Here is a 15,228-nt window from a genome sequence, read left to right as displayed (position 1 = left end):
GCGCCGCTCAAATTCACACCGGCCCAAGCTTGTGGCTCAGGCCGGCAATCGATTCACCACCGCCTCCGGCAGCAGCGGCCTCAAGGCGCCCAGCACCTGATGCAGCTGCGGCGCCAGCCGCGACTCTTGCCAGGCCGGCCACTGCGCGGCCGGCGTCATCTGCACCAGCACCACCAACAGCAAAGCCACCAACAGCCCACGCAGCGCGCCGAATCCGGCGCCCGCCAAACGGTCCAAAACACTCAGCGGCGAGGCCTGGATCAAGGCCCGCAGCAGTTTCGCACCCAGGCCCCACAGCAACAAGACAAGGGCAAAACTCAAGACCAGCCCCAGGCCCGCACTCAGGCTGGGCCCGAGACGCTGCTGCGGCAAGAAGGTCTGCAGCCAGGGCGCCACATGTGGCGCCGCGAGATAAGCGACAAACCAACCGGCCAAGGACAACAGTTCAAACACCAGGCCGCGCCATACGCCGACCAGCACGGACAAGAGCAGCAAGCCCAACAGCGTCAGATCCACCCAGCTCATACCGCAGCGCGCTCCATCGCAGGCTGCGCGCTTGTCCGCAAGAGCAGGTTGCGCCGCATCAAAGCGTCAGTACCGCTGCCGACAAGCCGGCCGATTTCAGCTTGGCCGCAGCCTTGTCGGCCTCTTCGCGGCTGGCGTAGGGCCCCAGGCGAACGCGAATGCGCTTGCCGGCGGCCGTGTCCACGGCCTGGGTGTAGGTCTTGAGGCCCAAGCGTTCAACCTTCATGCGAACCTCCTGCGCCGACTTGCTGTCGGCATAGGCGCCAATCTGCAGGATGTGGCGGGTGCTTGCTGCAGCATCGGCGGGCTTGCTGCTGCCGCTGCGGCCTTCGAGCAAGGCTTGCACACGGGCGGCTTCGGGGCTGTGCTTGGAGTTGTCGCTGGCGGCTGCACTGCGTTTTTCTGCAGCTTTGTCTGCGGGTTTATCAAGCAAAGGCTTGGTGCTGGTCTTGTCGACATGCTTGTCCGCCACCTTTTCGGTCGGCTTGTCGATCAATCTTTCAGTCGGTTTGACCGAAGGCTGCTCGGCGCCTCTTTCGGCGGCCTTGGCAGCCGCAGGAACTGGCGCAGGCGTCGGGATGGCGGCCGGCGCCACTTTGCCTTCGCTGGCGCTGGCTGGAGCAACATTCAGCCCAGGGTGATCCGCAGCGGCCAGCGGCGGCAAGCTTTGCTGTTGCGGCTGAGCCTGAGCAGGCCGAGGCTGCGGAATTGCCAGCGGCGCCGCACCATCCTTGCTGGGAATTTGAATCGGCAGGTCCACCGGAATCGGCCGCGGCTGAGTTTCAAACACCAGCGGGAAACCAATCACACCCACACCCACCAGCACCGCGGCGCCGATCAAGCGATGGCGGGCGCGTAGGCGCAGCTGCTGCACCGCATCGGCCGAATCCGACACCCGCTTGGCAGCCGGTGCGGCCTTGTCGCGCTTGAAAAAGGACAGCAAACCCATGGCAAGAAATCCGGCCTGCGCCGAGGTGAAGGACAGCGTTGACGATGGAAAGCGAAGCACCGGAGCGGGTGAGGCAACCGGCCTCGGCGCATCAGCACCGCACCGAACACCCCGCCCGGCCGCCGGACGAATCTGGCGACCCAGCCCGATCAGGCGGTGGGGAATTGCGGTGGCGGCACCGCTTCTGACGGCGGTTTGTGGGACTGCAAACGGGGGACACCGTTCTTGAGTACGCCACCCACTGTGTAGAAGGAACCGAAGACCAGAATTCTATCAGCGGGGTCTGCCTCGGCCGCCGCGGCGGACAGGGCGTCGAGCGGCTGCGCATGGGTGTGCAGGCGCACCTGCGGCGGGGCTTTCAGGCGCCCATCGGCCTGCAGGGCTGCGAACTGAGCCTGCAAATCGGCGGCGCTGGCGGCACGGGGCAGTTCCAGATTGCAGAAATGCCAGACGTCAACCAGCGGGGCCATCCGTTGAAAGATGCTGGCCAGGTCTTTGTCGGCCATGGCGCCGAAGACCGCATGCGTGCGCGGGTAGAAGCCCATCTGGTCCAGGTTCTGGGCCAGGGCCGCCACCGCATGCGGGTTGTGCGCCACATCCAGCACCAGGGCCGGCTGGCCGGCCACGACCTGGAAGCGCCCGGGCAACTCCACCAAGGCCAGGCCGGTGCGCACCGCCTGCGCACTGATCGGCAAGCGCTCGTACAAGGCCTCGAACACCGCCAGCACGCCGGCCGCATTGAGCAGCTGATTGACGCCGCGCAGCGCCGGATAGGCCAGGCCGCTGAAGCGGCGCTCGCGGCCCGACCATTGCCACTGCTGGCGGTCGCCGCTGTAGCTGAAATCAACGCCCAGCTGGCGCAGATCGGCGCCGATCTCGGCCGCGCGTGCCGCCAGGCTGTCCGGCGGCATGGGGTCGCTGACGATCACGGTGCGGCCGGCGCGCATGATGCCGGCCTTCTCGCGGCCCACCGACTCACGGTCCGGCCCCAGGTACTCGGTGTGGTCCAGGTCAATGCTGGTGATGACGGCACAGTCGCCGTCGATGCAGTTGACGGCATCCAGGCGCCCACCCAGGCCCACCTCGAGAATCACCAGATCCAGCGGCTCGGCCGCCAGGCGGCGCATGATGGCCAGGGTCGTGAACTCGAAGTAGCTCAGCGTCATCTCGCCGCGCGCCGCCTCCACCGCCGCGAAATGCGGCAGCAGGCTCTCGGCCTCCACCGGCGCCCCGCCCACCCGGCAGCGCTCCTGGAAATGAACCAGATGCGGCTTGATGTAGAGGCCCACGCGGTAGCCCGCCTGCAAGGCGATGGACTCCAGCATGGCGCAGGTCGAGCCCTTGCCATTGGTGCCGGCCACCACCACCACTGGCGGCTCGAAGTTCAAGCCGAGGCGCTCGCGCAAGGTGGTGACCCGTTCCAGGGTCATGTCGATGGTCTTGGGATGCAGACGTTCGCAATGGGCCAGCCAGTCGTCCAGAGTGGCAGGCACGGGCGTGAGGTTCTGAGAGGTCATGGCGAAGAAAACGCTTCCAGCAAAGAAAGACGGCCAGACCTTGTGGGCCTGGCCGTGTGGGGAGAGGAGCGAGGGCTCAGACAGCGGCCGCCAAGGCAGCTCAGGCCACGGCGTCCGAGCTCTGGCGTTGCAGCATGGCCAGCGAGCGGGCGATGGTCTCGCGCAGTTCGCGGCGGTCCACGATCATGTCTACGGCGCCCTTTTCCATCAGGAACTCGGCGCGCTGGAAGCCAGCGGGCAGCTTCTCGCGCACGGTGTTCTCGATCACGCGCGGGCCGGCAAAGCCGATCAGCGCCTTGGGCTCGGCGATCACCACGTCACCGACGAAAGCAAAGGAGGCCGACACGCCGCCCATGGTCGGGTCGGTCAGCACGCTGATGTAGGGCAGCTTGGCTTTGGCCAGGCGGGTCAGGGCCGCATTGGTCTTGGCCATCTGCATCAGGCTCAAAAGGCCTTCCTGCATGCGGGCGCCGCCGGTGGCGGTGTAGCAAATGAACGGAGTCTTTTGCTCGATGGCGGTTTCCACGCCACGCACAAAGCGCTCACCGACCACCGAACCCATGGAGCCGCCCATGAAGTTGAACTCGAAGCAGGCCACCACCACCGGCAGCGTCATCACCGCGCCGCCCATGACGATCAGCGCGTCGGTTTCGCCGGTGTGCTCCAGCGCTTCCTTCAGGCGATCGGGGTACTTCTTGCTGTCCTTGAACTTCAGCGCGTCCACCGGCAGCACTTCCTGGCCGATCTCGTAGCGGCCTTCGCCATCGAGGAAGGCGTCCAGGCGAGCCCGGGCACCGATGCGGTGGTGGTGGCTGCACTTGGGGCAGACGTTGACGTTCTTTTCCAGATCGGTCTTGTAGAGCACCGTCTCGCAGGACGGGCACTTGATCCACAAACCTTCCGGCACCATGCGGCGCTCGGTCGGGTCGGTTTGCTGCATCTTGGGCGGCAACAGTTTCTCAAGCCAACTCACAAGCAGACTCCTTTGTTCTGGTTCTCAGGTCAGGCTACGCGTCGAGCGCAGCGCGGATCTCGCGGATGAACTGGGCACCCGTCAAAGCGACATTATCGCGTGTCTGCGTCTCCAGCAGCTCGACCAGGCGAGAACCGATCACCACCGCGTCCGAAACATCGGCCACGGCCCTGGCGGTGGCCGCATCACGGATGCCGAAACCCACACCCACCGGCACGCTGACATGCTTGCGAATGCGCGGGATCATCTCGGCCACGGCCGCGGTGTTCAGGTGGCCCGCGCCCGTCACACCCTTGAGCGAAACGTAGTAGACGTAGCCGCTGGCGATCTTGCCGATGCGAGCCATGCGCGCCTCGGTCGAGGTGGGCGCCAGCAAGAAGATCGGGTCCAGGCCGCGCGCCTGCAGCAGGCCGGCGAAGGTTTCGCACTCCTCGGGCGGATAGTCCACCACCAGCACGCCGTCGACACCGGCCGCCGCCGCATCGTCAACGAAACGGGCAATGCCGTAGCGCTCAATCGGGTTGGCGTAGCCCATCAACACCACCGGCGTGACATCGTCGGCCTGGCGGAATTCGCGCACATCGGCCAGCACACGGGCCAGACCGATGCCTTTTTGCAAGGCCCGCTCGGCCGCACGCTGGATCACCGGGCCGTCGGCCATGGGGTCGGAAAAGGGCACACCGAGCTCGATCACATCGGCGCCGGCCTCGGCCATGGCGCGCATCAGCGGCACCGTGGTTTCGGGATACGGATCACCGGTGTGGACGAAAGGGATCAAGGCCTTGCGGCCTTGCGCGGCCAGACGGGCGAAGGTGGCTTGGATGCGACTCATCACAGGCCTCCTTTCGACGTCAGCACATGGACCGGCTGTTCACCACCCTTGACCGATTGCCCTTTGCAAGACGGCCGGCAGTAGAACTCGGCCTTGGACAGATCGGCCACGGTGCCGATGTCCTTGTCGCCACGGCCGGACAGATTGACCAGCAGGTGCTGATCGGGCCGCATCGTCGGTGCCAGCTTCATGGCATGAGCCACCGCATGGCTGGACTCCAGCGCCGGGATGATGCCCTCGGTGCGGCACAGGTGATGGAAGGCGGCCAGCGCTTCCGCATCGGTCACGCCCACATACTCGGCGCGGCCGATGTCCTTGAGGTAGGCATGCTCGGGGCCGACGCCAGGGTAATCCAGGCCAGCCGAGATCGAATGGGTTTCGATGATCTGGCCGTTGTCGTCTTGCAGCAGGTAGGTGCGGTTGCCATGCAGCACACCCGGGCTGCCGGCGCTCAGCGTGGCTGCATGCTTGCCGCTGTCCATGCCCTCCCCGGCTGCCTCCACGCCGATCAGGCGCGTACCGGCATGGGGGATGTAGGGGTAGAAGATGCCCATGGCATTGCTGCCGCCGCCCACACAGGCGATCACAGCGTCGGGCTGGCGGCCGATCATCTCGGGCATCTGCGTCAGGCACTCGTCACCGATCACGCGCTGGAAGTCGCGCACCAGCATCGGATACGGGTGCGGGCCGGCCACGGTGCCGATGATGTAGAAGGTCGATTCGACGTTGGTGACCCAGTCGCGCATGGCTTCATTGAGCGCGTCTTTCAGCGTCTTGGAGCCCGACTCCACCGGCACCACGCGAGCGCCCAGGAGGTTCATTCGGTAGACATTGGGGCTCTGGCGCTTGACGTCCTCGCTGCCCATGTACACCACGCATTCCATGCCATAGCGAGCGCAAATGGTGGCCGTGGCCACGCCATGCTGGCCGGCGCCAGTCTCAGCAATGATGCGTTTCTTGCCCATGCGCTTGGCGAGCAAGGCTTGGCCGATGGTGTTGTTGATCTTGTGCGCGCCGGTGTGGTTCAAGTCCTCGCGCTTGAGGTAAACCTGGGCACCACCGAGCTCACGACTCAAGCGGTCGGCGTGATAAATCGGGCTGGGGCGGCCGACAAAATGGGCCAACTCGCGCTTGAACTCTTTGATGAATTCCGGGTCCTTGCTGTAGTGGGCATAGGCCTCTTTCAGCTCGTCGAGGGCGTGAACCAGGGTCTCGGCGACAAAGCTGCCGCCATAAGTTTGGCCATGGATGGGGCCGAAATGCCCTTGGGCATCGGGCTGGGCGTAGTCTTGCATGGTAGGGCGTGCTTCTCTTCAGGCGCAGTCCAGACCGGCCACTTGGGCATCGGCCTCGCGCACGGCGGCGCAGAACTGCTGGATCAGGGTGGCGTCTTTCAGGCCCTTGGCCTGCTCGACGCCGGAGCTCACATCAACGGCCGTGGGCCGGACCTGAAGCACGCCAGTCAGCACATTTCCGGCATGCAACCCACCAGACAAAACGACTGGAGAGGGCACGTTTCTTGGAATGAGTGACCAATCGAAAACCTTTCCACCACCGCCATAGCCTTCGACATGGGCGTCGAGCAGGATGGCTTGTGCTGTTGAAAACTGTTGGGCGAAGTTTAACAAATCAAAGCCCGGCTCCATGCGCGCAGCGCGGAGATAGGGCCGGCCGTAGCGCTCGCAGTCGGCCGCGCTCTCATCACCGTGGAACTGCAGCAGCATCTGCGGCAAAGCAGCCAGGGCTTCCTGGACCTCGGCTTCACGGGCATTGACGAACAAGCCCACCGGCGTCACGAAGGGCGGCAACAAGCGAGCAAGTTCAGCTGCACGAGCCGGATTCACGAAACGCGGGCTCTTGGCATAAAAGACAAAGCCAATGGCATCGGCACCGGCCGACACGGCCGCTTGCACATCGGCCTCGCGGGTCAGACCGCAGATCTTGATTCGGGTACGGCTCATGGGCGCTCTGGCTTCAAAGAATAGGAGTTGACAGCACACTCAAGGCAACCAGTCCATGGCTGCGGTGTGGGTCGGAATCTGCAGATCCGCATCGTAGTACGGGCCTTTGAAGTAGAGCCCGTCCGGAGGAAAGGTCGGTGCTGCAACGCTGCGCTCGCGTGCCGCCAGCACCTCACCCACCCACGCCGGTGGCCGGCTGCCATTGCCCACCGCGATCAAACAACCCATCAAATTGCGCACCATGTGGTGAAGAAAGGCCGAGGCGTCGAAATCGAAACGCCAGTAGGCGCCGCGCCGAGTGATCTCGATCGCACGCATGGTCTTGATCGGCGATTTCGCCTGGCATTGCGAGGAACGAAAGCTGCTGAAGTCATGCTCGCCCAGCAGCAGCGCCGCGGCGGCTTGCATGGCGGCCATGTCCAGCGGGCGGAACACCCAGCCCACGGCGCCAGCCTCAATCGCCGGCCGCACCACCGATTCCAGCAAGAGAAAACTGTAGCGCCGGCCGCGCGCCGCAAAACGGGCATGGAAGTCGTCCGGCGGAAACACACACCACTGAATAGCCACATCGGCCGGTAGGTAGCGATTCGTGCCCCGCACCCACGAAGCCGGCTCGCGCCGCACCGAGGTATCGAAATGAACCACCTGGTTGAGTCCGTGCACCCCGGTGTCGGTACGCCCGGCGCAGATGGTGCGAACCTCGCGATCGGCGAATTCGCTGAGCGCTGCCTCCAGCACATCCTGCACGGTCTGGCGGTCGTTCTGGCTCTGCCAGCCGTGATAGGCCTGGCCGCGATAACTGACGCCCAGGGCGACGCGCTGCAGAGCTTCCGCCTGCCCCGCCGGCAGGACTTGGCCCTGCTCCACCCCAGACACGATCGACATCAAAGCACTCCCCAATGAAAAAGGCGCTCGGCCAGGCCGAGCGCCTCGAAGCATGCCACAGGCCTCAGCGCAGTTCGTTGAGCATGGCTTGAGCCTTGTCGCGTAGACCGCCGCTGGTCTTGGAGATCAGCTCCTGCAGCACTTCGCGCGCGCCCTCGGTGTCACCAATCTGCCGGAACTCATCGGCCAACTCCAGCTGACGCAGCAGCGGGTCGCCATCGTCCAGGCCCAAGTCAGCGATGTCCGGGATGGCCGGAGCTGCAGTGGCCGGAGCCTCTTTCATCAAGGCATCGAACTCGGCCGCGAGATCGCCTTCCAGGGCCGAAGACTCGGCGGACGGAATGGCGGGCGTGGCCGGCAGGTCGAGGTCGATGGACGACAGATCAAAGTCCAGCGCGCCGCCGGCCGCTTCCGGCGTGACCGTGGCCGGGCGATCGTCGTCGAGATCGTCCAGATCAAATTCCAGATCGGCTCCACCCGCTTGAGTCGGCGTCGCCGGCGGCGACAAGTCGAAGTCCATGGCCATGGGCGCCTGATCGACTGTGGTCGGCAGAGCCTGGGTGGCTTCCATGGAAATCGGCGACGGCGCCGGTGCGGCCGGCGGTGAATCCAGGTCGAGATCCAAGTCCAGGTCGAACACACTGGTCGGACCCGTGTCCGGTGCATTGCGACCCAGCGGCTCGGTGGCCAGATGGCCGCCCGCGGTCACCGTGTGAGGCATGGTGCTGGCGTCCATGGGCTCGGGATGAACCTCGCGCCCGCTGGCCGGCAAACTCGGCGCACCACCCGGCTGGTAGAGCGGGTTCTCTGGGTCGATCTGGCGGCCGAGCTCCTGAGCCTTGGCCCAGTCATCGCCACGGCCTTGGGTCTCTGCATAGAGCTGGATGGCCAACTGCTCAAAGCCCTTGGTGTCGCGGCGTTTGGCATAGACCTCGAGCAGTTTGAGCCGGATGGCCATGCGCTCGGGGTTGGCACGCAAGGCTTCCTTGAGGATTTCCTCTGCCTGCAGATCGCGGCCATAGGCCAGGTAGACATCGGCCTCGGCCACTGGATCGACATCGCCGATGGCGTCCAGCTGACTCAGCGAATAGTTCATCGACGAGGCACCGTTGGCCGCATCGCGCGTGTCCACACGCTGGCCGCCGGTGGCGCCGAAGAAGGAATCCGGCTGCAGACGGCTTTCCTGGAAACCCGTGTCGGACTTGGCCTGGGCCTTTTGATTGCGGAAGCGGTAGAAACCAAAGCCGCCGGCCGCGAGCAACAGCAGTCCGGTCAGGGGCAGCAAGGGGTTGTCCAGCAGCTGTTCCAAGATACCGGGCTGAGCGACTTCGGGCGCCGCCGGCATGACCGCACTGGCCGGCTTGGACGCCGCCGGAGCCACGGTACTGGGCAAGGGCTTGGATGCCACGGGTGCCGGCAGCGGGGCAGGAGCCGGCATGGGTGCCGGTACAGGCGCAGCCACAACCGGAGCCGGTGCTGGGACCGGAGCTGGGGCCGGTGCCGGGGCCTGAACTGGCGCGGGAGCGGGAGCCGCCACTGGCGCAGGCGCAGGCGCCGGCTTGGCCGCGCTGGACAGCTTCTTCAGCTCTTCCACATTGCGAGTCAACTCGGCCACGCGAGCCGCCGAGTCTTTCTTCTCAGTGTCCTTGGACACCTTGGCAAGCTTCGCATCGGCCGCAGCGGCCTTGCTCAGGGTCAGCTTGTCAGGCGTCGGCGCAACGGCTTGTTTGCGATCTTCCACCGCAGCCTGAACCTGGCCCTTGGCTTGGCGATCACTCTCGTCTTGCTTGATCGTTGGGGCGGCACCGCTGAGTCGCTGGCGGTAGGCATTGAAGTCGGCGCTCTGTGCGCGAATCACCTGGCGCGCCTCGGCCGTGCTGAGCGAGGACACGCTGTCCGCGGAAGGCACTTGCAGCACGCTGCCGGCCTTCAAGCGATTCATATTGCCGTTGATGAAGGCGTCTTCGTTGTTGCGATAGAGACCCACCAGCATCTGGTCCAGCGAAACACCGGCCGGCTGCGTCTTGCCGGCGATGCGCGACAGGCTGTCGCCGGGCTTGACCACATATTCGGAGGCAGGCGCTTCATTGCTCCTGGCCGGGCGTGCCGGCGCTTCGGTGCGCGGGCGGGCTTCGGCCACGGCGGGCGCAGGCACAGGCGCGGATGCAGCAGGACGTGGATCCAGGCGTGGACGGCTGCTGGCCGGCAGCGGCGTGGCTTCAGCCGGAGCGGAGGAAATCACCGGGGCAGCGGCCACGGCAGGCGCTGCGCTGGTGGGCTTGGGGCTGGCCGGCGGATCGAACAACAAGGTGTACTCGCGCACCAAACGGCCACTGGCCCAGGTGAGCTCAAGAATCACATCGACAAAGGGCTCCTGAACCGCACGGTCGCTGCTCACACGCAGCACATTGCGGCCATCGCGGCGCAAGACCTGCACCTGCGTGCCCGTCAGCACGGCGTTGTACTCGACACCGGTGGCCCGATAGGACTCGGGCGGAGCGACGCGCACCTTCAGGGTACCGGCCTCTTCGGCGCTGATGCTGGTGATGTCGATCTCGGCCTTGAGCGTTTCGCCGAGTGCAGATTGCACCGTCAGCTTGCCCAGACCCAGACCCCAGGCTCCGCTGCTGGCTGCAGCCAACAGAGCAGCCGCCATATGGGTCAGCGAAAAACGGCCCCATGTGCGGCTCATTGCGCTACCCAAGGCGCTTTTGTGTAGTTTCAAGGCATCCCCCAAAGCAACAAGGCGGGCACCAACGGGTGTCCGCCTGTTTCGACGATCAGTATTCTCCGCTCAACAGCGCTCACGATGCCATCCTCTTGCAGTCGGTACGCGAACCGGAAAACTCAACAGCGGCAAGCATATACGCTAAGAAGCTCAGGCAATGGCTGAAAAGCTCTTTTGAAGCAGCAGGGCTTCTCCGTCAAGGCACCGCTTGTCGCTTGAGGACAACGCGTGTGAGGGATATCACGGAGGGCGGGCCTCGCCCAAAACTTGGGAAGGCACCGCCCGGTCCGCTCGATGGATCAGCGGTCCAGCAGGATGCGCAGCATGCGGCGCAGCGGTTCGGCCGCACCCCACAGCAGCTGGTCACCGATGGTGAAGGCACCCAGATATTCCGGACCCATGGCCAGCTTGCGCAGGCGGCCGACGGGAATCGTCATGGTGCCAGTCACGGCCACCGGGGTCAGGTCTTTGATCGTGGCTTCACGCGTGTTGGGCACCACCTTCACCCACTCGTTGTCGGCGGCGATCATGGCTTCGATGTCGGCCAGGGGCACATCGCCCTTGAGCTTGAAGGTCAGGGCCTGGCTGTGGCAGCGCATGGCGCCCACGCGCACGCAGAATCCATCCACGGGGATGGCGCTGGAGCCGAAGCCCTCGCCGATTCCGAGGATCTTGTTGGTTTCGGCCATGCCCTTCCACTCTTCCTTGGATTGGCCGTTGCCCAGATCCTTGTCGATCCAGGGGATCAGCGAGCCGCCCAGCGGCACGCCGAAGTTGGCGGTCTCGGCGGCGCTCAAACCACGCTGGGTGGCGATGAGCTGGCGATCGATCTCGAGGATGGCGCTCTTGGGGTCATCCAGCAGGGCGCGCACGGACGCGTTAAGCGTGCCGTACTGCGTCAGCAGCTCGCGCATGTGCTGGGCACCGCCACCGCTGGCGGCCTGGTAGGTCTGGGTGCTCATCCACTCGACCAGACCGGCCTTGTAGAGCGCGCCCACGCCCATCAGCATGCAGGACACGGTGCAGTTGCCACCGACCCAGTTCTTGCCGCCCTTGGCCAGGGCATCCTTGATGACCGGCAGATTGACCGGGTCCAGGATGATGACCGCGTCGGATTCCATGCGCAGCGTCGAGGCCGCGTCGATCCAGTGGCCGGTCCAGCCGGCGGCGCGCAGCTTGGGGAAGACTTCGCTGGTGTAGTCACCGCCCTGGGCGGTGATGATGATCTCGCAGCGCTTGAGCTGCTCGATGTCGAAAGCGTTCTGGAGCTTGGTTTCGTTCTTGGCCTGGGCCGGGGCGGCGCCGCCGGCGTTCGAGGTGCTGAAGAACAGCGGCTCGATCAGGTCAAAGTCTTTTTCTGCGCTCATCCGATCCATCAGGACCGAACCCACCATGCCGCGCCAGCCTACCAATCCAACAAGTGTCGTCATCGCTGTTACCTCTATCGCCCTAAAAAAGAAAAAAGCCTCTGGACTTCTTCTCCCCCGGCTCGTGTCGCCGGGGGTGTAGGGGCGAGACGAACCGGAGCTGAACTAGCCCTTCATGGTTTTGGTCGTGGTAATCGCCGTGTTCAATGCAGAAACGACAGCGTCACCCATCTCGCGCGTGCCCACCTTCTGGGTGCCCTCGCTCCAAATGTCTGCGGTGCGCAAACCTTGGGACAACACCGAGCCCACTGCGGCTTCGATACGAGCAGCAGCTTCGGGTTGGTTGAGGGAGAACTTGAGCATCATGGCAGCGGACAGGATTGTAGCCAGAGGATTGGCGATTCCCTTACCGGCAATGTCCGGCGCGCTGCCATGGCTGGGCTCGTACAGGCCCTTGTTGTTCTTATCCAAGGAGGCCGAAGGCAGCATGCCGATGGAGCCGGTCAACATGGCCGCCGCATCAGACAAGATGTCGCCAAACATATTGCCGGTCACCATCACATCAAAGCGCTTGGGCGCCTTGACCAGCTGCATGGCGGCGTTGTCCACGTACATATGGTCGAGTTCCACATCGGGGTACTCGGCGCCGACTTCGATCATCACGTCTTTCCAGAACTGGAAGGTCTCCAATACATTGGCCTTGTCCACCGAAGTGACGCGCTTGTTGCGCTTGCGCGCGGCCTGGAAGGCGACATGGGCGATGCGCTCGATCTCCGGGCGCGAATAGCGCATGGTGTCGAAGGCTTCTTCGCTGCCCGGGAAATGCCCGTCCACCGCGGTGCGGCGGCCGCGCGGCTGACCGAAATAGATGTCGCCAGTCAGCTCACGGATGATGAGGATGTCCAGGCCAGCCACCAGCTCGGGCTTCAGGCTCGAGGCGTGCGTCAGCTGCTCGTAGCAGATGGCCGGGCGGAAGTTGGCGAACAGACCCAGGTGTTTGCGCAGGCCCAGGATGGCTTGCTCGGGACGCAGGGGGCGGTCCAACTTGTCGTACTTCCAGTCGCCCACGGCGCCGAACAGAATGGCGTCGGCGTCCTTGGCCAGCTGCAGAGTGGAGTCCGGCAGCGGATGGCCGGCGGCCTCGTAAGCGGCGCCGCCCACCGGTGCGGTTTCCATCTCCAGCGGCAGGTCCAGGACCTTGAGCACCTTGACGGCTTCGGCGACGATTTCGGTGCCGATGCCGTCACCGGGGAGGATTGCAATCTTCATATCTGTCCTTGAATGGATTCGCGCGGCACTCAGGCCGACAGCTGGTGCTTGAGCCAAGGCTTGGCGGCCAGGCGCTCAGCCTCGAAGGCCTTGATCTTGTCGGCATGGCGCAGGGTCAGGCCGATGTCATCAAAACCACCCAGCAGGCAGAACTTGCGGAAGGCCTGCACCTCGAAGGGCAGCTCCGTGCCGTCCGGCTTGATCACCACCTGACGCGGCAGGTCGATGCTCAGCTGGTAGCCAGGGAAGGCAAGCACTTCGTCGAAGAGCCGCGCCACTTGTGACTCGGGCAAGACGATGGGAAGGATGCCGTTCTTGAAGCAGTTGTTGAAGAAGATGTCCGCGAAGCTGGGCGCGATCAGGGCACGAAAGCCGTACTGCTCCAGCGCCCAGGGCGCATGCTCGCGGCTGGAGCCGCAGCCGAAATTGGCACGCGCCAACAGCACCGAAGCGCCGGCATAGCGTGCCTGGTTCAGCACGAAATCAGGGTTGGGCCGGCGGCTGGCCGGGTCCTGGCCGGGCTCGCCGGCATCCAGATAACGCCACTCATCGAACAAGTTAGGACCGAAGCCGCTGCGCTTGATGGACTTGAGGAATTGCTTGGGGATGATGGCGTCGGTATCGACGTTCTCGCGGTCCATGGGGGCGACGAGGCCCTGGTGCAGGGTGAACTTTTCCATCAGAGAAACCTTTCTCAAAATTCTTTCGTGCCCCACCCAGCAGGCACCGGCGATCCGGCTTTGCCGGTCGAGCGGTGACGCCCCCTCGAGGGGGCGCGCGAAGCGCGTACGGGGTGGGTCATGCCAAGTGGCTGACGTCGACGAAATGGCCGCGCATGGCGGCCGCGGCGGCCATGGCCGGGCTGACCAGATGGGTGCGGCCGCCGGCGCCCTGGCGCCCTTCGAAATTGCGGTTGCTGGTGGAGGCGCAGCGCTCACCGGGCTCCAAACGGTCGGCATTCATGGCCAGGCACATGGAGCAGCCGGGCTCGCGCCACTCGAAACCTGCGGCCTTGAAGACCTGATCCAGGCCTTCCGCCTCGGCCTGCGCCTTGACCAGGCCCGAACCCGGCACGACCAGGGCCAGCTTCACATTCGAGGCCAGGCGGCCGCCGATGCGGCGCACCACGGCGGCAGCTTCGCGCATGTCCTCGATGCGGCTGTTGGTGCAGGAGCCGATGAAGACCTTGTCCACATGGATGTCGGCGATGGCCTTGTTGGGCTCCAAGCTCATGTACTGCAGGGCGCGCTCGATGGCGCCGCGCTTGACCGCGTCCTTCTCCTTGTCCGGATCGGGCACACGGGCGTTCACATCGAGCACCATCTCGGGCGAGGTGCCCCAGGTGACTTGCGGGCGGATCTGGCTGGCATCCAGCTCGACCACCGCGTCGAAATGCGCGCCGGCATCCGAATGCAAGCCGCGCCAGTACTGCACGGCCAGATCCCATTCGACCCCGGTCGGCGTGAAGGGCCGGTCCTTGACGTAGTTCAGCGTGGTCTCATCCACGGCGATCAGGCCGGCGCGGGCGCCGGCTTCGATGGCCATATTGCACACCGTCATGCGCCCTTCCATCGACAGCGCGCGGATGGCCGAGCCGCCGAACTCGAGGGTGTAACCGGTGCCGCCGGCCGTGCCGATCTTGCCGATGATGGCCAGCACGATGTCCTTGGCGCCGACGCCGGGCACGACCTGACCCTCGACGCGGATCAGCATGTTCTTGGCCTTCTTGGCCAGCAGGGTCTGCGTGGCCAGCACATGCTCGACCTCGGAGGTGCCGATGCCATGCGCCAGTGCGCCGAAAGCCCCGTGGGTGGAGGTGTGGCTGTCGCCGCAGACGACGGTCATGCCGGGCAGCGTGGCGCCCTGCTCCGGGCCGATCACATGGACGATGCCCTGGCGCGTGTCGTTCATCTTGAACTGGGTCACGCCGAAACGGTCGCAGTTCTGGTCCAGGGTGTCGACCTGCAGCTTGGAGATCGGGTCTGCGATGCCGCCGCTGCGGTCGGTGGTAGGCACATTGTGGTCGCTGACCGCCAGATTGGCGGACAGACGCCAGACCTTGCGCGAAGCCAAATCCAGGCCTTCAAAGGCCTGCGGGCTGGTCACCTCATGCAGCAGATGGCGGTCGATGTAGAGCACGGCCGTGCCGTCGTCTTCGGTGTGGACGACATGCTCATCCCAGAGCTTGTCGTAGAGCGTGCGAGCAGTCATGACAGTCTTCT

Annotated in this window: 13 protein-coding genes; all 13 read right to left on the bottom strand. The window is 65.0% G+C overall.

Going from position 1 to position 15,228, the window contains the following annotated elements; genetic code table 11:
- Positions 1–36: 36 nt before the first annotated feature.
- The 13 genes from LNV28_RS21220 to leuC all read right to left on the bottom strand — a co-directional run bounded on the left by LNV28_RS21220 (position 37) and on the right by leuC (position 15,217).
- On the bottom strand, positions 37–525 hold the full coding sequence (locus LNV28_RS21220) for a CvpA family protein (RefSeq protein ID WP_263520099.1): 489 nt from the start codon (positions 523–525) through the stop codon (positions 37–39).
- Positions 526–583: 58 nt separating this feature from the next.
- Positions 584–1,474, bottom strand: a complete 891-nt coding sequence (locus LNV28_RS21215; protein WP_263520098.1) for an SPOR domain-containing protein — start codon at positions 1,472–1,474, stop codon at positions 584–586.
- 149 nt (positions 1,475–1,623) lie between these two features.
- Positions 1,624–2,991, bottom strand: a complete 1,368-nt coding sequence (gene folC / locus LNV28_RS21210) for a bifunctional tetrahydrofolate synthase/dihydrofolate synthase (RefSeq protein WP_263520097.1) — start codon at positions 2,989–2,991, stop codon at positions 1,624–1,626.
- 100 nt (positions 2,992–3,091) lie between these two features.
- The gene (accD, locus tag LNV28_RS21205; protein ID WP_102766892.1) at positions 3,092–3,964 is read right to left on the bottom strand and encodes an acetyl-CoA carboxylase, carboxyltransferase subunit beta; all 873 of its coding nucleotides are present in this window, start codon (positions 3,962–3,964) and stop codon (positions 3,092–3,094) included.
- A 34-nt stretch (positions 3,965–3,998) separates the two neighbouring features.
- Positions 3,999–4,796, bottom strand: coding sequence for a tryptophan synthase subunit alpha (trpA, locus tag LNV28_RS21200; RefSeq protein ID WP_263520096.1), 798 nt, complete (start codon positions 4,794–4,796; stop codon positions 3,999–4,001).
- Positions 4,796–6,091: a tryptophan synthase subunit beta gene (trpB, locus tag LNV28_RS21195; protein WP_263520095.1), complete on the bottom strand. Its 1,296-nt coding sequence runs from the start codon at positions 6,089–6,091 to the stop codon at positions 4,796–4,798. The genes trpA and trpB overlap by 1 nt, the downstream gene beginning before the upstream one ends.
- Positions 6,092–6,109: 18 nt before the next feature.
- Positions 6,110–6,757 carry a phosphoribosylanthranilate isomerase gene (locus LNV28_RS21190; RefSeq protein WP_263520094.1) on the bottom strand — a complete coding sequence of 216 codons (648 nt, stop codon included), beginning with the start codon at positions 6,755–6,757 and terminating at the stop codon, positions 6,110–6,112.
- Positions 6,758–6,796: 39 nt separating this feature from the next.
- Positions 6,797–7,582: a tRNA pseudouridine(38-40) synthase TruA gene (truA, locus tag LNV28_RS21185; protein ID WP_263520193.1), complete on the bottom strand. Its 786-nt coding sequence runs from the start codon at positions 7,580–7,582 to the stop codon at positions 6,797–6,799.
- A 124-nt stretch (positions 7,583–7,706) separates the two neighbouring features.
- Positions 7,707–10,334 carry a FimV/HubP family polar landmark protein gene (locus LNV28_RS21180; protein ID WP_263520093.1) on the bottom strand — a complete coding sequence of 876 codons (2,628 nt, stop codon included), beginning with the start codon at positions 10,332–10,334 and terminating at the stop codon, positions 7,707–7,709.
- Between the two features lie 335 nt (positions 10,335–10,669).
- Entirely contained in the window at positions 10,670–11,800 is a 1,131-nt protein-coding gene (asd, locus tag LNV28_RS21175) for an aspartate-semialdehyde dehydrogenase (protein WP_263520092.1), read from the bottom strand.
- A 102-nt stretch (positions 11,801–11,902) separates the two neighbouring features.
- The gene (gene leuB, locus LNV28_RS21170; RefSeq protein ID WP_263520091.1) at positions 11,903–13,006 is read right to left on the bottom strand and encodes a 3-isopropylmalate dehydrogenase; all 1,104 of its coding nucleotides are present in this window, start codon (positions 13,004–13,006) and stop codon (positions 11,903–11,905) included.
- Between the two features lie 29 nt (positions 13,007–13,035).
- A complete protein-coding gene (leuD, locus tag LNV28_RS21165; protein ID WP_263520090.1) occupies positions 13,036–13,686 on the bottom strand; it encodes a 3-isopropylmalate dehydratase small subunit in 651 nt (216 codons plus the stop codon).
- Positions 13,687–13,804: 118 nt separating this feature from the next.
- Positions 13,805–15,217 (bottom strand): 3-isopropylmalate dehydratase large subunit, encoded by a 1,413-nt coding sequence (gene leuC / locus LNV28_RS21160; protein WP_263520089.1) that lies wholly within the window; start codon positions 15,215–15,217, stop codon positions 13,805–13,807.
- Positions 15,218–15,228: the final 11 nt, after the last annotated feature.

The sequence above is a fragment of the Paucibacter sp. DJ2R-2 genome (assembly GCF_025717675.1).
Taxonomy (GTDB): Bacteria; Pseudomonadota; Gammaproteobacteria; order Burkholderiales; family Burkholderiaceae_C; genus Paucibacter_A.
Note: the sequence above shows the minus strand (reverse complement) of the source record. Positions and strands in the feature narration are given on the sequence as shown.